Here is a 19,679-nt window from a genome sequence, read left to right as displayed (position 1 = left end):
TTTGAATTTGTTATAAGCTGGTTTTTTGTTTGCCAGGAAAGCTTGCAACTTTCCATGGCTTTAGGTAAACTAAGTAAGATTGAATACAAGAAGCAGCGTACAAGGACTGCTTTTTTAAATGGAGGGTAAAAAATGTCAAATCCAACAATAGCGATCGTTGGACGTCCGAATGTGGGGAAATCGACCATTTTCAACCGGATAGCTGGAGAACGAATTTCGATCGTTGAGGATACTCCAGGAGTGACCAGAGATCGTATTTATGCCACCGGTGAATGGCTAGGCCGTGAGTTTAGCGTAATCGATACAGGTGGGATCGATTTAAGTGATGAGCCGTTTATGGATCAAATCAAGCATCAAGCAGAAATCGCCATCGATGAAGCAGATGTCATTGTTTTTATTACGAGTGCTCGTGAAGGAGTAACCGATGCTGATGAGCTTGTGGCTCGTTTGCTGTACAAAAGCAACAAACCCGTGATTTTAGCCGTCAACAAAGTTGATAATCCCGAGATGCGTACCGACATCTATGAATTTTATGGTTTGGGTCTAGGCGATCCATACCCAATCTCAGGAAGTCATGGATTAGGGATCGGGGATGTTCTTGATGAAGCAGTCAAACACTTCACCAATGAAGCAGAAGAAGAAGATGATTCCATCATCAAGTTTAGTTTGATTGGTCGTCCAAATGTCGGTAAATCCTCTTTGATCAATGCAATTCTAGGGGAAGAGCGAGTGATCGTTTCTGATATCGAAGGAACGACTCGTGATGCGATCGATACCCATTTTACCAGCGAAAGCGGTCAAGAATTTACCATGATCGATACCGCCGGCATGCGTAAAAAAGGGAAGGTCTACGAGTCTACTGAAAAATACAGTGTCATGCGGGCGATGCGGGCCATTGAACGCTCAGACGTCGTCTTGATGGTCTTGAACGCTGAAGAAGGGATTCGCGAGCAAGACAAACGGATCGCTGGCTATGCCCATGAAGCAGGACGTGGAATCATTATTGTTGTCAATAAATGGGATACATTGAAAAAAGAAACGAATACGATGCGTGATTTTGAAGAAGAAATCAGAGATGAATTCCAATATTTGGATTACGCGCCAATCATTTTTGTTTCCGCAGTGACGAAACAGCGCTTGAATAAGCTGCCGCGATTGATTGAAGAAGTCAGCATGAATCAAAACATGCGTATTCCATCTGCGTTGTTGAATGACGTCATTATGGACGCTGTGGCAATCAACCCAACCCCAACAGACAAAGGCAAACGTTTGAAGATTTTTTATGCGACGCAAGTAGCTGTCAAACCGCCAACTTTTGTTATTTTTGTCAACGAAGAAGAACTGATGCATTTCTCTTATGCACGTTTCTTAGAAAATCAAATCCGCAAGGCATTCACTTTTGAAGGAACGCCGATTCGGATCATTCCTCGCAGAAGAAAATAGAGATTTTATCATACTTTGTTTCTTTTTACAAAGAAATCTGTCCTTTTCTAGAAAAATGGGAAAAAACCAAAAAAAAACCCCCTAAAAACGTTAAAATCCTTGATATTACAAGGTTCTTATGATAACGTTATATCAGAATATTGATGGTAATCAATATTTGACAAAAACCTTGGACCACTCAAGATTTTTGTTGATGCATGACATCAAAAAAAATATCAGGAGGTGAAACCATCCATGGCAAATAAAGCAGAATTAATCGAAAAAGTTGCAGCAGCTACTGACTTAACTAAGAAAGACGCAACTGCAGCAGTAGACGCTGTATTCTCAACAATTCAAGACGCTTTAGCTAACGGTGAAAAAGTTCAATTGATCGGCTTTGGTAACTTTGAAGTTCGTTCTCGTGCAGAACGCAAAGGACGCAACCCACAAACTGGTGAAGAAATCAAGATCCCTGCTAGCAAAGTACCTGCATTCAAACCAGGTAAAGCTCTTAAAGACGCAGTGAAATAATTGAGTCTTGTAGAAACCCTTGAGTAATCAAGGGTTTTTTCTTTTGTCTAACTAGGGACTGCCACCATGCAGGCGGATCGAATGGGAAAAGGAACAGTTATTATTGTCAGAAAATTCAAAAATATTTTTTGTTTTTCTTTTGGTCTAAAAAAAACAAGGGTTGCGGGCACACTTTAATTCTCAAGCAAGAATAAAGGTGATTTAAAAGTCATTTTTATCAAAAGAAGCAAGCGATTAAATGACATCTAATGTGAGGAAGGGTTCCTTGGAATTGTCATTATTGAAAAAAAATTCAGAAAATTCGTTGACAAGTGTTTTTGCAAAGGGTATATTGGTAAACAATTACAAGAACGTTACTATTTCTAATGAAGGAGCCATTTTCTATGCGCAATTTTAATCAATATTTATTAGTCATTATTATTGATACCAGGACTTAGAACACGGAAGCAAAAATTATCCGTTTGTTTGAGTCCTATTTGCGTAAGTAAAATGGGATTCTGGCAAAGCATCCCAGTTTTTTATAACCGGGATGCTTTTTTTTATTCCAAAATGCAGGAGATGATGAGTGTGAGAAGTGATCAGATTAAAAAAGGGATCGATGCAGCGCCAGCTAGGAGTCTGCTCTATGCCACAGGACAAGTAAAAAATATCCATGACATGAACAAGCCATTTATTGCGATATGTAATTCCTATATCGATATTGTGCCTGGACATGTGCATTTACGGGAGTTAGCAGATATCGCTAAGGAAGCGATTCGTGAAGCTGGCGGCATCCCTTTTGAGTTCAATACGATCGGTGTGGATGATGGCATTGCGATGGGACATATTGGCATGCGTTATTCGCTACCCAGCCGAGAATTGATCGCTGATTCCGCAGAAACCGTGATCAATGCTCACTGGTTTGACGGCGTATTTTATATCCCGAATTGCGACAAGATCACTCCTGGCATGATTTTAGCAGCGATGCGGACGAATGTACCGGGGATCTTTTGTTCTGGCGGTCCGATGAAAGCCGGTATTGATCCACGGGGCCACCAGATAACCTTGTCTTCCATGTTTGAAGCCGTGGGGACTTACAAGACTGGCAACATGACGAAAGAAGACTTTGAATTTATGGAGCAAAATGCCTGTCCGACTTGCGGTTCCTGTGCAGGGATGTTTACTGCCAATTCAATGAACTGTCTCTTAGAGATCTTAGGATTGGCAATGCCAGGCAATGGTACGATTCTTGCCGTGTCTGAAGAACGACGAGAACTAGTTAGACAAGCCGCCTTTAAGTTGATGGATCTTGTTGAAAAACAAGTGAAACCTCGAGACATCGTGACCAAAGAAGCTATTGATGATGCCTTCGCTTTAGACATGGCGATGGGGGGGTCCACCAACACAGTGTTGCATACCTTAGCGATCGCCAATGAAGCTGAGATCGATTATGACTTAAGACGGGTCAATGAAATCGCTAAAAGAGTGCCTTATCTCTCAAAAATCGCGCCATCATCAGCCTATTCGATGCACGATGTTCATGAAGCTGGCGGCGTTTCGGCAATCATAAGGGAGCTTTGTGATATCGAGGGAGCGATACATCCTGATCGACCGACTGTCACAGGCAAGACGTTACGAGAAAATGTCGCTGAAGCGAAGATCCACAACGAAGAAGTTATTCATCCCAAAGAAAATCCGTATAGTCCTGTGGGTGGTCTATCGATCTTGTACGGTAACATCGCCCCAGAAGGCAGTGTCATCAAGGTCGGTGGGGTCGATCCAAGTGTCCAAGTGTTCAAAGGCAAAGCGATCTGTTTTGATTCACATGATGAAGCAGTTGCTGCCATCGACAATCATACCGTACAAAAAGGACATGTTGTAGTGATCCGCTATGAGGGACCAAAAGGAGGACCAGGTATGCCAGAAATGTTGGCGCCTACCTCAAGCATCGTTGGACGTGGGTTAGGCAAAGATGTCGCCTTGATCACCGATGGTCGCTTTTCAGGAGCGACCCGAGGAATCGCCGTTGGCCATATTTCGCCAGAAGCCGCTGCAGGGGGTCCATTAGGCCTTGTCAACGATGGCGATGAAATCATTATTGATTTACCAAATCGAACGCTGAATCTGCAAGTATCCGATGAAGAGCTTGCCCAGCGTGCGCAAGAACGACCGAAGTTTCGTTCAAAAGTGAAAAAAGGATGGCTTGCACGTTATACCGCTTTAGTGACTTCTGCCAATACGGGCGGGATTATGCGAGTACCTGATGAGGAGGAGTAGCAATGGAAAATATCGAGTATCAAGCATCGCATCTAAGGACTGGCGCACAAGTATTAGTGGACAGCTTACAAGAGCAAGGCGTCGAAATGATCTTTGGCTATCCGGGCGGCGCCGTCCTGCCGTTATATGATCAATTATATGATGCAGCGATTCCGAATATTTTGACGCGTCACGAGCAAGGCGCGATCCACGCCGCTGAAGGCTATGCCAAAGCTACTGGCAATGTTGGGGTCGTTTTAGTGACGAGCGGACCAGGTGCTACAAATGTCGTCACGGGCATTGCCGATGCTATGAGTGATTCCGTACCATTGGTAGTTATCACAGGGCAAGTGGCGGTACCAGGAATTGGCAAAGATGCCTTCCAAGAGGCGGATATTCTGGGTATCACGTTGCCGATCACGAAGCACAACTACCAAGTCCGCTGTGTCGATGAGCTGCCAAAAGTGATCGCTGAAGCCTTCCATATCGCTTCCACAGGGCGAAAAGGACCGGTTGTCATCGACCTTCCGAAAGATATTACATTACAAGAAACCGCTGAAACCTGCTCATTGCCGATCACAAGGAAAAGTTATCAGCCGACGGCAGAGCCATCCCGTCTGCAAATCGAAAAACTGATGCAAGTCTTGGAAAAAGCTCAGCGACCAGTGGTATTGGCGGGTGCAGGCGTGATCGCTGCTGAAGCTGCAGCTGAACTAAATGCATTTATTGCCAAGTACAAGTTGCCGACAGTGACAACGTTGCTTGGCTTAGGCTTACTGCCAAGTGATCATCAATTTTTCTTAGGCATGGGCGGTATGCATGGCACCTATGCGGCGAACATGGCTTTATCAGAAGCTGATTTGATTATCAATATCGGCTCTCGCTTCGATGATCGCCTAGCAACGGCCGGCAGTCAGTTCGGCAAGCAGGCGATCGTTGCTCATATCGATATTGACCCAGTGGAGATCGGCAAGATCGTAACGACAAAGATCCCAATCGTCGGCGATGCCAAGGCTGCTTTGCAGCAAATGCTGCGGTACCCACCAACAAGAGGAACCTGGACGACTTGGTTGGATCTATGCCAAAAACGGAAAAAGGAAAAACCTTATCGCTATGATCGCACTCAGACACAAGAGATCAAACCACAAAAAGTCATCGAAGAAGTAGGGCGTTTGACCAAAGGAGAGGCTTATGTCATCACCGATGTTGGTCAGCATCAAATGTGGGTCGCGCAGTATTATCCTTTTCGCTTTCCCAAACAATTGATCACCAGTGGCGGACTAGGGACGATGGGCTATGGCATCCCTGCAGGAATCGGCGTTCAATTTGCTCATCCAGAAAAAATGGTTGTGGTGTTCGTTGGCGATGGTGGATTTCAAATGACGAACCAAGAATTTGCGATTTTGAATGAGTATGGCTTGAATGTCAAATTTGTGTTATTGAACAACTGCTCTTTAGGAATGGTTCGCCAATGGCAAGAAACATTCCATGGCAAGCGGCGCTCTGCCTCCGTTTTTGCGCAGCAGCCTGATTTTGTCAAACTGGCACAGGCTTATGGCATTGAAGGCTGTCGGATCGATGCCCCAGAGCAACTGGTTGATCAATTGGCAGCAGCTTTTTCTCAAGCAGGGCCGCAGCTGATCGAAGTAATGGTCTCGCCATCTGAGCATGTGCTGCCGATGATCCCACCGGGGAAAGCCAATCATGAAATGATGGGGGTCTAAGGGGATGAAACGGGTATTAGCAGCAATCGTCCATAATGAAGCAGGTGTTTTGAGCCGTATCACGAGTGTCTTGAACCGTCGTCAAGTCAATATCGAGAGTATCTCTGTCGGTACGACAGAACGACCAGAGTTTTCACGTATGACGATCATTGTCAATGTGAACGATTTGGCAGAAACAGAACAAGTGACTAAGCATCTGAACAAGCAGATCGATGTCTTGAAGGTTTCTGATATTACAGAAGTTCCTCATATCGAACGGGAGCTGGTGCTGATCAAAGTCAATGCGCCAACCACAAGCCGTTCGGAGATCCAAGCAGTGATCGATCCATTTCGAGCACACATTGTCGATGTGGCACTAAAAACAATCGTTGTGCAAGTTGCTGGCGATACGAAAAAGGTAGAAGCGTGCATCGAAGTTTTACGTCCATACGGCATCAAACAATTGGCACGGACGGGTGTCACTGGCTTTACAAGAGGGTAAGTGCAATTTTGAATTGCTTAAAATAAAGAAAGAATTCGGAGGAAACAAGTATGGTAAAAGTATATTACAACGAGGAAGTTACAGATAATTTAGGAGACAAGAAGATTGCGATCGTCGGCTACGGCTCTCAAGGGCACGCTCATGCGCAAAATTTACGGGACACAGGTCATGAAGTCTTTATCGGCATTCGTGAAGGAAAATCAGCGGAAGCCGCAAGAAACGATGGATTTGAGGTTTTCCCAGTAGCCGAAGCCGTTCAAAAAGCGGATGTAGTCATGATCTTGGCACCCGATGAGATCCAAGGATCGTTGTATAAAAATGAGATCGAACCGAATCTTTCTGCGGGCAATGCATTAGCATTTGCTCATGGTTTCAATATTCATTTTGATGTGATCGCGCCACCAAAAGAGGTGGATGTTTTTCTAGTTGCGCCAAAAGGACCAGGTCATTTGGTGCGTCGAACCTTTACCGAAGGGTTTGCGGTACCAGCCTTGTTTGCAGTTTATCAAGATGCGACTGGTAACGCACAAGCAACGGCTTTATCCTATGCAAAAGGCATCGGTGCCACACGGGTCGGCGTTTTGGAAACGACCTTTAAAGAAGAGACCGAAACCGATCTTTTCGGTGAGCAAGCCGTACTTTGTGGCGGTTTGACCAGTATGATCGAAGCGGGCTTTGAAACATTGGTAGAAGCGGGGTACCAACCGGAATTGGCTTATTTTGAAGTTTGTCATGAATTGAAACTGATCGTTGACTTGATTTATGAAGGAGGCTTCAAAAAAATGCGCCATTCGATCTCGAATACGGCTGAGTATGGTGACTACGTTTCTGGTGCTCGGGTGATCACTGCACAAGCCAAAGAAAACATGAAAGCCGTATTGACAGACATCCAAAACGGCCAATTTGCGAAAGGATTCATTGAAGACAATCAAAACGGCTTCCCTGAATTCCATAAAATGCGTGAGGAAAACGGCAATCATCAAATTGAAAAAGTCGGCAGCGAGTTACGGAAAATGATGCCGTTTGTTGCGAAAGATTAGGAGGGACGCGTTTGTTGGTGACAGTTTCTGCAATCGAACAAGCCTACGAGCGACTGCGGGGAGCAGTTAGTCATACGCCGCTGCAGTATGATCGCTTTTTATCTGAGAAGTATCAAGCGACGGTCTTGTTGAAGCGAGAGGACTTGCAAAAAGTCCGCTCCTTCAAATTACGCGGTGCCTACTATGCGATCACCCAGGCAGATCCTGAACTGACTCGTCGTGGCGTCGTCTGTGCCAGTGCCGGGAACCATGCGCAAGGTGTTGCTTATACCTGTCAAGAACAGCAGATCCGAGCGGTTATTTTCATGCCGACAACGACGCCACAGCAAAAAATCGCGCAAGTCCTCTTTTTCGGTGGAGATTGTGTCAAAATCGAATTGGTGGGAGATACGTTTGATGCGGCAGCCCAAGCGGCTAAACACTTTGCAAAAGAACAGCAAATGGCTTTCATTGCTCCCTTTGACGATCCTAATATTATCGCAGGACAAGGAACCGTTGCTGTGGAGATGCTGGCGGATGCTGAAAAAAAACAAGTAACGATCGATCTGGTCGTGGCAGCGATTGGCGGGGGCGGCTTGATCAGCGGAACCGCAGCCTATTTGAAAGAAAAGCAACCGAAGATAAAAGTTGTTGGAGCAGAACCTGTAGGGGCAGCCTCGATGCAAGCCGCCTTTGATCATCAAGGACCAGTGGCACTGGAGCATATTGAAACCTTTGTGGATGGTGCAGCGGTCAAACAAGTCGGAGCTCAAACCTATGCCCATGCCAAACGCTACGTGGATCAATTGGTAGCTGTGGAAGAAGGCGCAATCTGTCAAACGATTCTGGAATTGTACAGCAAGCAAGCGATCGTCGCTGAACCAGCTGGTGCCTTGAGTGTGGCAGCTTTGGATCTGATCAAAGAGCAAATCAAAGGCAAAACAGTCGTCTGTATTGTGAGTGGCGGTAACAATGATAGTTCCCGTATGGCAGAGATCGAAGAGAAATCACTGATCTATCAAGGATTGAAACATTATTTTATCGTCAATTTCCCACAACGTCCCGGTGCGTTGAAGGAATTTGTTAGCCATGTATTAGGTCCCGATGATGATATCACTAGGTTTGAATATACAAAAAAAATCAATCGTGGAACAGGACCAGTAATGCTGGGAATCTTGTTGAAACACAAAAAAGATCTCCCCGCATTACTGTCACGAATTGAACAGTTTGACCAAAACTATATCAACCTTCAGCAAAATCAATCACTCTACTCACTTTTGGTTTAAGAAAAAACATGATTTTCCTTTGGAAGAAGAGGAAATCATGTTTTTTGCTTTTTATCGGATCGTTGAACCAATCACAGGAAAATACTTCCTAATCATTAGCGATTTAGTAGGTGTTTAAGCTCCTTCTTGTTATAATAGGAAGTAGTAGCAAAGGAGTGAGCCGATGGAAGCTGTTTTTTTCCGAAATGAACAAGAAACCCAAATTTCTTATGGTGAAACACTAGCATCGGTCATGAGAGAACAGTCGATCGAGCCGCAGCAGGTGATCATTTTGACGAATCAGCGCTATTATGACCGCTTTTCAGAAAAATTGACCCGCCTGTTTTTGCCACGAGAGGTCAATTGGTATATTTGTACCAATCAAATGTATTGCAACAACTTTAGCGAGTTTAAAGCTGCAATGGATTTCTTCGGTCGCTTTTCAAAACAAGAGCCGCTGTTGATCGTCGGTTTTGGCAATGAAGGCGTGTTGGCATTGAGCAGTTTTATCCACGCGACGTCGGTTCTGACGACACAGCTTTGGCTGATTCCCGTTTCCTTGCGGGCCTTAGCTAAAAGTGTGAAAGAAACAGCGATCGTTGTGAAAAAGCCAGATATCCCGATGCTGGAAAATCCTAATACACCCGAATTTGTTATTTACGATCAGACGATCGCAGAAAAACAAATTGATGGGAAATTGGTCGATTTTTTGACTCTGATTCGTTGTGGCGTGCTTGCCGATAGTGAGTTTTTAAAAGAGCTTTATCGAACCTATCCCAGTCATCAGGCGTTGATGAGACATTCGTTGGCTGCGTATACCGATCGGTTGATCCAACTATACCAGCAATCAGGCAGCGAATTGGAGGAGTTTGGCCAACTCTTTGCTGATGCTGCTTATCGAACGGAAAATGGGCACTTGTTGTCTGATGCGATGAAATTATTCTTTGGCTTTTTGTTTCATTTTATGTGGACCGTCCAGCAGCAGCAATTGACTGTCGATCTGCCCGTGTTCTGCCAATGGCTTGCCCGATTGGGTTTTCCTATCGAATTGCCCGAGTCTTTTTCATTAAGCGAATATTTCAGTCATGTACTGGAATTGCAGCAAAAAGAAAAAAAACTGTTATTTTTGGCAAAAGTTGGTACAATAGGGGGCAGAACAAAAATCGAGGAAAAAGATCTCGTCCAGACGATGGAGACTTATCAGCGATTAATCAATGAGATTCGAGGGGTTTAAATGGAAACATATAGTGAAAAAATGTTAAAAGCATTAGCCGCGGAAGAACTGGCTGAAGCACAATTAAATTTTACCGAAGCTCTGCAAAAAGATGATGATGAGACATTAGGCGCTTTAGGTGATGAACTATTGCAGATCGGCTTTTTGGAAGAGGCGAAAACGTTATTTGAAACCTTGCAGCAACGACATCCTGATAATGAAGCTTTGCTGCTTCCTTTAGCAGAAATTGCGATGGAAGAAGACCAGATCGAAACGGCTTTTGCCTATATTGATCAAATACCACCGACCAGTGAAGCGTATTTGCAAGCCTTGCTATTGAGTGCGGATCTTTACCAATTGATCGGTATCCCTGAAGTTAGTGAAGCCAAACTAAAAGAAGCGCAAAGCATTGTGCCAGATGAACCTTTGATACGGTTTGCCTTAGCTGAGTTAGCCTTTTCGACTGATCGCTATCAAGAAGCCGTTGACCTTTATCAAGGATTGCTGGAAGAAGAAATCACGGATATTTCGGGGATCTCGATCGTTGAACGGACGGGTACATCATTGAGTATGGCGGGCAAGTTTGAAGAGGCATTGGAATATTTTGAAGCAAGCCTAGAAGACGAACAGACCGATGAGCGTCTTTTTCAAACAGCTTTAGTCTATTTGCAGCTAAAAGAAAATGAACAAGCGATTCGCTACTTGCAGCAGTTGCGGGTCATGAATCCGCAATACCGTGCCTTGTATCTTTATCTTGCAGAAGCATTGCAAGAAGAAGAGCAGCTGGAAGAAGCGCAGCGTGTGATCGAAGAAGGAATTCATGAAGATCCATATCAAGTGGATTTCTATCATTTTGCTGCCGAGAATGCTTACCGACTTCATGACAGTGAAGCAGCAGAATCATTTTTACTAAAAGCATTGGAGACTGGTGACAAAGAAGATGATACGTTACTGACCTTAAGTAATTTATACTTGAATGAAGAGCGTTGGCAAGAAGCGATCTTGACCATCGAACGAATGGAAGACAATGAGCAGCCGCATGCCCTTTGGAATTTGGCGCAAGCGTATAATGCGCTGGAAGATTTTGACAAGGCAGCAAACTATTACGAAGAAGCCAATGCTGATTTGCACCATGAGCCAGCATTTATGAAAGAATATGGCATTTTCTTACGTGAAGAAGGGCGTTTACCTGAAGCACTTCATTTGCTGCAACATTATTTGGCGCATGAGCCAGGTGATTTAGAAGTACAGTCGATCGTGGAGGATTTATTAGAAAGATAGGTGAGAGAAATGAACATCAATGTACAAGAAAAGAAAAAGTTTCTTAATTGGTTAGTTTCGACCGTTTCCTTCAGCCGCCGAGAAGTCTCTTGGGTGTTAAACTATCTGGCGAACCATGAAGCGATCTTGACCAATGTTCATTTTGTAGAAGGGGCAGCCGCAGCCAAACGGGGCTTGAGTGTCCGCAGTACAGAAATTGGGGGCGAACCGTTTGTCTTGAGCATCGAAGGGCAGACCTTTTATGACATTGATCAGATTTTTCATGAGATTCGCATGAATTGGAAACAACCCTTGTATCTTGAATGTCTCTTCCCAGATTCTTGGTCGCAATCCTTTTATTTAGCAGTTTTAGAAGACAATCCTTATGAACGTTGGAACGACCACTTGGATCAAGAAATGACCCAACATGTTACTCAGTACCTTGAAAAAGAAGAAACAAAAACCAAAATCGATACCTTGTATCGGCAAATCGATCTAGCCTTGGAAAATGGGGATCGTGATGCCTTCTTAGAACTTTCCGATGAAGTAAATCGACACTTGCTCCAGCAAAAAGAAGAAAGCCGTTAACAAGCAAAAAGCAGCCCTTTAACCGGGGCTGCTTTTTTCAGTCTTTATTTCGTTTTAGAAACAGCGGTTTTGCGCTGTAAGAACCGCGACTTAGGTCTTAAGTAGGTAAAGCCTTCACCTTCGACTTCATGGACATTGATGACAGAAACAAACGCTTGCGGATCAAAGTCATGAACGATGCGCTTGACTTCAGAAATCTCCCGCCCGCTGACCACCATATAAATGATTTGTTTCGACACTCTTGAGTAAGCCCCTTCGCCCTGTAAAAACGTGACGCCTCGTTCTAATTCATCCATTAAAATAGGAGCCATCTCTTCGCTATGATTGCTGATCACTAATATCCCTTTGGCTGAATAGCCGCCGTCTAGGATCGAATCGATCACGCGCGTGAAGACATAAGAAAAAATCAAGGTATACATCATGCGGTTCAAATCTATATAAGTCAAAGAAAGCAACAGGACGAACACATCAAAGATCAAAAGCGAACGACCGATCGTCACCCCAAAGTTTTTCTCTAAAATACGTGCCAATACATCGACTCCGCCAGTTGTTCCCCCGACCTTGTAGACGATCCCACTACCGATCCCTGCAATCAAACCAGCCAAGAGCGCAACGATCAGCAGATCGTGCTGCAGATCGATCAACAGGGGAACACTCTGCCAAAATGCCAACCAAAAAGACAAACCAAAAGTTCCTAAAATCGTATACACTAATGAGCGTCGACCAAGAATTTTGCCACCGATCAAAATGATCGGAATATTTAAGATCAGTGTACTGATGGCAGGATTGATTCCCCATAAGGCTCGCAGGATCAAGGTGATCCCCGTCACACCGCCTTCTGCTAAGTCATTTGGGATATTTAGATAGACTAGACCGAAGCCATAGATACTTGTACCAAAAATAATCAAAATAATATCGCGAATCGTTCGCCATGAAAAAAATGCCCGCATCCTGTTTCCTCCGTTATTCAACTTCCACAAGTATCAATGTAGCACGAAATCATTGAATGCACAACAAATCCTGAAGGGGGCTCTATCTAGGCAGGCAGCCATTCTTTTGGTAAGATAAACGAGAAAGGGTGGAGAAAATGACAGAAAAACGTTCTTTGGCATCGATGCAAGAAGAAGTCGATGCGTATATTCAGCAATTCAAAACTGGCTATTTCAGCCCCCTCGCCCAAATGGCTCGTTTGACCGAAGAAGTCGGCGAATTGGCGCGAGAAGTGAATCACTATTACGGGGAAAAAAATAAAAAAAGCGATGAAGTTGAAAAAACAGTGGCAGAAGAGCTCGGTGATGTACTCTTTGTGACGATGATCATGGCCAATTCACTAGACATCGACCTGACTGAAGTGTTTGAGGAAAATATGGCAAAATTCAATCAGCGGGATGCGTATCGTTTTGAAAGAAAAGATGGGAAAGTAAATGAAACTGACTAAACTACCAAAAGAATTTGCAGAAGCTGCACCGCTTTTAAAAAAAATCGAAGCCGCAGGCTATGAAGCATACTTTGTCGGCGGCAGCGTGCGAGACACGATCTTAGGCCAGCCGATTCATGATGTCGATATTGCTACCAGTGCATTTCCAGCCGAAATCAAGGCGCTTTTTCCTCGAACCATTGACATTGGCATCGAGCATGGGACGGTGTTGGTTTTGTGGGAGCAGGCGCAGTATGAGATCACTACGTTTCGAACGGAAGCAGCCTATCAAGATTACCGCAGACCCGACAAAGTGGATTTTGTCCGTTCCCTGAAAGAAGATCTAAAACGGCGGGACTTTACCATCAATGCGTTGGCACTTCAAGAAGATGGTGTCATCATTGATCTTTTCGATGGTCTGGCAGATATCGATAATCAGATTTTACGAGCAGTGGGTCACCCCCAGGAACGTTTCCATGAGGACGCCCTACGAATGATGAGGGGGCTGCGTTTTGTCAGTCAATTGGGCTTTGTTTTAGAAACAGAAACAGTGGCTGCTATCCATGCGAATCATGCTTTGTTGGGAAAAATCTCTGTTGAACGGATCATGATTGAATTCGTGAAATTGCTGTTAGGCAATCATCGGAACCAAGCACTACGGGCGCTAGTAGAAACCGAATGCTATATCTATTGCCCAGGCTTGCGGGAATACGGTGAGGCGTTACTGCGGATGGCAGACCTGCCAGCGATTCCATTAGAAAACGAAACGGCGGCCTGGGTTTTGCTCATTGACCAAATGGGTTTAGCGCCAGAGGCAGTCCGCAGCTTTTTAAAAGCTTGGAAATGTTCCAATGACTGCATCCGCCAAGTACACACGGCTTATCAAGCACTGCTCGCGCGTCGAAACGGCGAATGGAATGACCTAGTGTTGTATCAGTTCGGTCTAGAAGCAACCTGTTTAGCCGAAGGATTATTGCGTTATGACAATCAGCCCAACGATCCAGCAAAAATCAGTCAGCGCTATCAGCAGCTGCCGATCCATTCACTGAAGGAGTTGGCGATCAATGGACGTGATTTACTGCAAACGATCGATCGTTCTTCTGGTCCGTGGCTCAAAGAAGTCTTGACCGCTGCCGAAGCTGCAGTCATCACACGAAAAATCCCTAATGAAAAAGAAGCACTATTAGCGTTTGTCCAAGCGTATTTAGCAAAGGAGGGATAACTGAAGAATGGAAAGCAAAAAAGAATTTATCGTGGGACAGCAAGACACTGCGGCTGTTTTGGGTTCTGGAGGATTAGACGTTTTAGCAACCCCGCGATTGGTAGCAATGGTGGAAAACACCTGTTGGGAAGCCCTTGAGCCTACTTTAGATAAAGGGTTTACTACCGTCGTTACAAAGTTTTCGATCAATCATTTGAAACCTTCACCAGTTGGAGCGACGATCACAGTTCTTGTGCAGTGGGAAAAAGAACAGGGGCTCCAATTTCATTATCAGGTAATAGACGCGAAACAACAGATCATTGCCAATGGGACGCATCAACGAGCAGCAGTGGAAATCTCTCGGTTCATGAAAAAAGTCAACGAAAAACAAAGTTAATTTGTGTCCCGATGGCGACTATGTGTTAGAATTAAAGTGTATTACTAATAAAAAGGAGCGTTTTGTCATGGCTAGAGAAATGAAAGCTTTAAAATTTTATTTCCGTAATGGAGAAACATGGACGATTGAGCGCCGTTACATCGGTGACTTGTGGATCAAACAAATCACGACCAGTTTTGGCCGCATCCACGGAAGCGAATTTGTTGAGATTCATCCATGTGCTGGGTTCAAAATTGAAATCTTCCAAGAAGGCGATCATGTGGCAACGCATGACATCAACTTAGGTGGGCTTGAATTAGGGATGTTTGCCCGTGCGTTGAAATATGAAGATATCGAACGGATGGAAATTCTTTACCGTAACGGTACACCGGATCTTGTGTATTTCCCATATAAGGACAAAGATACGGAAGGATTGGATAACGTATACCAATCAACAAAAATCAGTGAGAAAACGAAGAGCCTTTATATCGTGATCGACCCGAACCAGACAGTCGATGATGTTTATAAAGAACATTTCGAAGAATAAGAAAAACGCAGAACCAGTTGGTTCTGCGTTTTTTTTAGAATGATTCTTGGAACATATCCGTATACTTTTTTAATAAAAGATAATCTTCGGCATATTCATCTTTTAAAACGATCGTATCGCCAAAGAAACTCTTACGCGCATGTTGGATGATACGATGCTGAATATCTTTTTCTAAAAGGTAATCGATCTCAGACTGTTTCAGGTTTTGTGCAGCAGTCGCCCGATTCTTTTCTAAATATTGCAGCAAATCGTACTCAAGGTGTCCCGCACCGTTGATGACTCGTTTGTATTCGATTTTGTCAATTTTCATCTGCTCACACTCCTTGCTATTAAAGTACCTTAGAAAAGAACAAAGGGGGAGGTGGGCGAATCGAAATTACATAAATCTTTAAAAAATGGACCGTTTGTTAATGTTATCTTAAGATTTGTCAGCAAAAAGGAAAGAAAAACGAATCAAGTGCCAGTATTTTTCGAACCATCAGCAAACGGTTCTTTTTCCTTTTGCTGATGGACAGGTCCTATATTAGCGATCCCATCTAGACCACCGGCATGTCCGCCGACTAATTTGCTGCGAGCAATGGCGCGAGCGCCTTCCATTCGGCTTGTGGCATGAACGATCGAAGTGAAGCCATATTTCTCACGAATCTTATCGATAATCAAATCTAATTTACGCTGGCGCAACTGCGCTTCTGCTTGCTCAAAAAGATCCAGCTGGACATTTTCTGTATAAACCAATTTTGAATAGGTAATACCGATGTGGCGAACGACTTGCCCCGTATAAAATTTTCGAAAGAGAAACAGGCAATGAGCGACAAGTTTGCGGGTATTGTCAGTTGGCGGGATCTTCATTTGTCGGGAAAAACCAGAGGCAGTTTCACCAAAGGCTACGCCGATGTAAACATTGATACAAGCGGTCTGACAATGATGACGGCGAATCCGAGCGGCAACTTGCTCCGCCATTTCCTTGATGACGATCTCGATTTCTTCTTGTAAATAATAATTGCGATGTAGGACTTGGCTATTGCCGTAGCTTTTTTCCATCACTTGTGGTGTCGGTTCAGATAAAATCGTGCGATCAATGCCATGGGCGTGATGATAGAGCTGCTCGCCAATGATCCCCATGCGACTGCGTAAAAGATCAGGACTAGTGTGAGCCAATTGCTCGATCGTTTCAATCCCCATCAAGTGAAGTCGTTTTTCTGTACGCCGACCGATCCCCCAGAACTCTGTCATAGGGGCGATCTGCCAAACTTTTGTCGGTACATCGTCATAGGTCCATTCAGCGATCAAGGAACGATTGTGTTTGGATTCGTTATCTAAAGCTAGTTTTGCTAACAATGGATTGTCGCCAATGCCGATGGTGACATACAATTTCGTTGTTTCGTAAATGTCTTTTTGAATTTGCTGGGCAATCAACCAACGTTTTTCTTCGCGAGAGATCGTTTTATCGGGAATGAAAAGATCCAGTGTACGGGTCAGATCCATCATCGTTTCGTCGATCGAATAGAGCAGCAAGTCGTCTTGTCCAACATATTTGCGAAAGACATTATTGACTTTGGTGTTTTCTTTGATATAAAAACTCATGCGCGGCGATGCTTTGTACAAATCGGGATGTGTCGGCAGGTTGTCATTGCGAGTCACATTTGAAATCCCCAATACCGATTTTGCCTTTGGGGAAGCTGCTAAGACTAAGCCGTTACCAGTATTGTCAGAATGTGACATGACGACCAGCATCGCTTGGATAGGATCTAATCCGCGAGAGATGCATTCGACAGAAGATAGCGATAGGTAATCCTTTGATGCAATCTCCAGATTTTCCCCCGCTCCACACCGTACGTGCGACTTTCACCGCATACGGCGTTCCATCAAAGTTTACTAACAGTATCATACAGTTATAGATTCAGCGACAATTCACGATTCTTAGCTTTTTTGCGAAACTGGTTGATTATCTCAAGTTGAGCACTTGTAACTCTCATGTTTTGTATGAGAAGTGATGCTCTTGTTTTATCCTCTTCATGAATAAGTGAGTGAATGTTCCGGTGGACAATGACCAGATTTTGATAATTGTCTTTCCCACCTAGATTTTTAGGGACAATACGGTGGCAGTATATGTCTGCTAGCTCTAAGACTTCTTTCGTTACTCGGCAACGGCCGACTTGGGAAGAGTACTTGGATACACGATTGTCTCTAAACTCAATGCTTTCATTAGGATTAGACATGTTCATGAGTTGGTTGATAATATCGATTGGGAAAGTAAGATACCTGTGTATCAGCACACGACCTTCGGGCGTGTATTTACAGGTTCCTATCTTGGGCAGGGAGGTGTGGCTATGTTTTATGAATCCAAAAGGAAGCATAGGAACACCATTAAGCCACCTCAACTGCTTTGACCGAGCGTAATTTTTTTTAATAAAATCACTCGGTGGAGGACCCTTTCTCTTAATATCTAGTCGATTTTTGATGATAATCATTAGGCGTTGATTTATTCTTGGGCAGTCCACACTGATGTGGGTTGCCTTTTTATAATATTGATGGATACCTACTACCATTGAGTTATAAATACTTAACTGTTTTTGAAGTTCAACTTGGGTAGGTGAATGTTGAATCACCTTAATTTGTTTTGCTAACTTATTAGATGCTGCACTCATGGCTTTGGCGCACATGTGCGTTTCAATCACAAAGCTTTTTCTTTTGCGTACCAGTTTCATTGTGAATCCGAGAAAATCAGATTTCTGTTTCTTTAGATTCACTACCTTTGATTTTTCAGCACTTATATCAAGTTTCAGTCGGTCTTTTAACCATAATTTAGTGGCTAGAAAGATTTTGTCTGCGTCACTTCGTTTTCTACAGAAGATTTTGAAGTCATCTGCGTATCTAACAATATAAATCTCTTTTAGTTTCGAAGCACGCAGTGCTCGATATTTGTTGCTCTTAATCCATTGCTTTCTTGTTTGATGATAACAATCGTAGTTTTTCCTAGTCGGGTGTGTTTCCCATTGAGAAGATATCCACCAGTCCAGTTCATTCAAAACAACATTGGCAAGAAGTGGAGAGAGAACACCGCCTTGCGGGGTTCCTTTCTTTGGATGTTCAATGCGTCCATCCCTATGAATAATAGGTGCTTTAAGCATTGCTCGGATAACACCTAGAAGCCATTTATCACGTACCCCTAATGTCCAAAACTGTTTAATAAGTTTTGAATGGTTTACGTTATCAAAGAATCCTTCTATGTCTATGTCTACTACAAAAGTTAGTTTTGAAAGTTGCGCCATTCGTACTGCTTGAGCGAATGCATGATGTGCCGACCGGTTAGGTCGGAAACCATAGTTCTTATCATGAAACTTTGCTTCCATGATCGGTTCTAAAACTTGTAGTAGACACTGTTGTATGATTCTATCCCATATTGTTGGTATACCTAGTGGTCTAGTTTTCCCATTTGGCTTAGGAATATCTACTCGTTTAACTGGTTGCGGTTTATATTCTGAAAATTTTGTTTGAACAGTTTTTATAAACTCGATATTCGGTATTGCTTTTAAATCATCAATATTCTTTTTGTCGACGCCTGGGGAAGTACTACCAGAATTTCCTTTAACATTCCGAAATGCCAATAGAATGTTATTAGGAGAAGTGACAATTTCCATAAGGTTACTGAAAATTTTGTTCTCGCTACTCTCTTTGTAAAGAGAATCAAAGCTATCAATAAGACCATAATATTCCATATGGCGAATTGAATGTGATGCTGATACGTTTTCCATAGCACCGCCTCCTTTCGGACGTCGGCGTTTATTTTGTCATACTCGATTCTATGGATTGTATCATAACTGTTAGTAAAGCAAATTGACTTGTGGCTATCCCTCCACAGCTTATTATCACTGCTTCATAGGTACTGTGCCACTACTCTCACTAGTGTAAATGAGCTTATTATTCTTCGTCTCAACCGTTTCAAAGGAAGTTAGTCCTCCACGACACTAGCTTTCAACGTTCCAATGATTTTATCCCTGCATTTACTTTTAGGCGCTCACTCTGAACCTGTAACTTTCCAATGCCTACTACATTGCACGGTTGTTCATATCTACGATTCTTACTTAACCGCAAGCTACACCCTTTGTCACAGTAATATTTGTGCGGGTAAGATACATTTCTGTACCCCAAGCTTATAGATTCGTACATTCGCGAGTTCGTCAGTGCAGCTGCACATTCTCACCATGAGTAATTTCTGGACTCCCGGCCTATAGGTTACACCATTCACCGCTGAACAGCTTTCGATTGCATAATGCAACTGCGGTAACTCTCAGCCGACTTTACCGAGCTTTTGACAATTCCTATTCTAACTTAAGGTATTGCCAATCGGAGTATCAGAGGGAGCGCTTCAGGTCGTTACACCGTCATTTCACTCCTCA

The 19,679-nt window shown here is 43.7% G+C and carries 17 protein-coding genes and 1 pseudogene; 14 read left to right on the top strand and 4 right to left on the bottom strand.

The genetic code is table 11. From position 1 onward, the window contains the following. The first annotated feature begins 132 nt into the window (after positions 1–132). From der to QN079_RS11155, 10 genes are all read left to right on the top strand, one after another. Entirely contained in the window at positions 133–1,443 is a 1,311-nt protein-coding gene (gene der / locus QN079_RS11200; protein WP_289229764.1) for a ribosome biogenesis GTPase Der, read from the top strand. A gap of 234 nt (positions 1,444–1,677) precedes the next feature. After that, positions 1,678–1,953 carry a non-specific DNA-binding protein Hbs gene (gene hbs, locus QN079_RS11195; RefSeq protein WP_003126821.1) on the top strand — a complete coding sequence of 92 codons (276 nt, stop codon included), beginning with the start codon at positions 1,678–1,680 and terminating at the stop codon, positions 1,951–1,953. A gap of 567 nt (positions 1,954–2,520) precedes the next feature. Beyond that, complete coding sequence (gene ilvD / locus QN079_RS11190) at positions 2,521–4,209, top strand: dihydroxy-acid dehydratase (protein ID WP_015510070.1); 1,689 nt, start codon at positions 2,521–2,523, stop codon at positions 4,207–4,209. 2 nt (positions 4,210–4,211) lie between these two features. Continuing rightward, a complete protein-coding gene (gene ilvB / locus QN079_RS11185; protein ID WP_115232578.1) occupies positions 4,212–5,912 on the top strand; it encodes a biosynthetic-type acetolactate synthase large subunit in 1,701 nt (566 codons plus the stop codon). Between the two features lie 4 nt (positions 5,913–5,916). Then, positions 5,917–6,393 (top strand): acetolactate synthase small subunit, encoded by a 477-nt coding sequence (gene ilvN, locus QN079_RS11180; RefSeq protein WP_005229349.1) that lies wholly within the window; start codon positions 5,917–5,919, stop codon positions 6,391–6,393. Between the two features lie 50 nt (positions 6,394–6,443). Further along, a complete protein-coding gene (ilvC, locus tag QN079_RS11175) occupies positions 6,444–7,433 on the top strand; it encodes a ketol-acid reductoisomerase (protein ID WP_005229350.1) in 990 nt (329 codons plus the stop codon). An 11-nt stretch (positions 7,434–7,444) separates the two neighbouring features. Then, the gene (gene ilvA / locus QN079_RS11170; protein WP_289229763.1) at positions 7,445–8,698 is read left to right on the top strand and encodes a threonine ammonia-lyase IlvA; all 1,254 of its coding nucleotides are present in this window, start codon (positions 7,445–7,447) and stop codon (positions 8,696–8,698) included. Positions 8,699–8,861: 163 nt separating this feature from the next. Then, the gene (locus QN079_RS11165) at positions 8,862–9,911 is read left to right on the top strand and encodes a hypothetical protein (protein ID WP_005229354.1); all 1,050 of its coding nucleotides are present in this window, start codon (positions 8,862–8,864) and stop codon (positions 9,909–9,911) included. Then, positions 9,912–11,171 carry a tetratricopeptide repeat protein gene (locus QN079_RS11160; protein ID WP_005229356.1) on the top strand — a complete coding sequence of 420 codons (1,260 nt, stop codon included), beginning with the start codon at positions 9,912–9,914 and terminating at the stop codon, positions 11,169–11,171. Between the two features lie 9 nt (positions 11,172–11,180). Beyond that, a complete protein-coding gene (locus QN079_RS11155) occupies positions 11,181–11,738 on the top strand; it encodes a YpiB family protein (protein ID WP_005229358.1) in 558 nt (185 codons plus the stop codon). 44 nt (positions 11,739–11,782) lie between these two features. Here the strand turns inward: QN079_RS11155 and QN079_RS11150 are convergent, their stop codons facing one another. Beyond that, positions 11,783–12,688, bottom strand: a complete 906-nt coding sequence (locus tag QN079_RS11150) for a YitT family protein (RefSeq protein ID WP_289229762.1) — start codon at positions 12,686–12,688, stop codon at positions 11,783–11,785. 137 nt (positions 12,689–12,825) lie between these two features. Here QN079_RS11150 and QN079_RS11145 point away from each other — a divergent pair, with 137 nt between their 5' ends. The 4 genes from QN079_RS11145 to QN079_RS11130 all read left to right on the top strand — a co-directional run bounded on the left by QN079_RS11145 (position 12,826) and on the right by QN079_RS11130 (position 15,279). Beyond that, entirely contained in the window at positions 12,826–13,176 is a 351-nt protein-coding gene (locus QN079_RS11145) for a nucleotide pyrophosphohydrolase (RefSeq protein WP_005231912.1), read from the top strand. Further along, the gene (locus tag QN079_RS11140) at positions 13,163–14,377 is read left to right on the top strand and encodes a CCA tRNA nucleotidyltransferase (protein WP_289229761.1); all 1,215 of its coding nucleotides are present in this window, start codon (positions 13,163–13,165) and stop codon (positions 14,375–14,377) included. The genes QN079_RS11145 and QN079_RS11140 overlap by 14 nt, the downstream gene beginning before the upstream one ends. Before the next feature lie 7 nt (positions 14,378–14,384). Then, positions 14,385–14,753, top strand: a complete 369-nt coding sequence (locus tag QN079_RS11135; RefSeq protein WP_289229760.1) for a thioesterase family protein — start codon at positions 14,385–14,387, stop codon at positions 14,751–14,753. Between the two features lie 67 nt (positions 14,754–14,820). After that, positions 14,821–15,279 (top strand): hypothetical protein, encoded by a 459-nt coding sequence (locus tag QN079_RS11130; protein ID WP_005229368.1) that lies wholly within the window; start codon positions 14,821–14,823, stop codon positions 15,277–15,279. 34 nt (positions 15,280–15,313) lie between these two features. Here the strand turns inward: QN079_RS11130 and QN079_RS11125 are convergent, their stop codons facing one another. The 3 genes and pseudogenes from QN079_RS11125 to ltrA all read right to left on the bottom strand — a co-directional run bounded on the left by QN079_RS11125 (position 15,314) and on the right by ltrA (position 19,034). Beyond that, a complete protein-coding gene (locus QN079_RS11125; RefSeq protein ID WP_005229370.1) occupies positions 15,314–15,589 on the bottom strand; it encodes a hypothetical protein in 276 nt (91 codons plus the stop codon). Between the two features lie 143 nt (positions 15,590–15,732). After that, positions 15,733–17,058: pseudogene (locus tag QN079_RS11120) on the bottom strand (Y-family DNA polymerase); the annotation flags it as partial. A gap of 113 nt (positions 17,059–17,171) precedes the next feature. Next, the gene (gene ltrA / locus QN079_RS11115; protein WP_002337637.1) at positions 17,172–19,034 is read right to left on the bottom strand and encodes a group II intron reverse transcriptase/maturase; all 1,863 of its coding nucleotides are present in this window, start codon (positions 19,032–19,034) and stop codon (positions 17,172–17,174) included. Between the last annotated feature and the right edge of the window lie 645 nt (positions 19,035–19,679).

This window comes from Enterococcus sp. FZMF (assembly GCF_030263915.1).
GTDB lineage: Bacteria > Bacillota > Bacilli > Lactobacillales > Enterococcaceae > Enterococcus_D > Enterococcus_D casseliflavus.
This window is presented reverse-complemented; position numbering and strand designations above follow the sequence as displayed.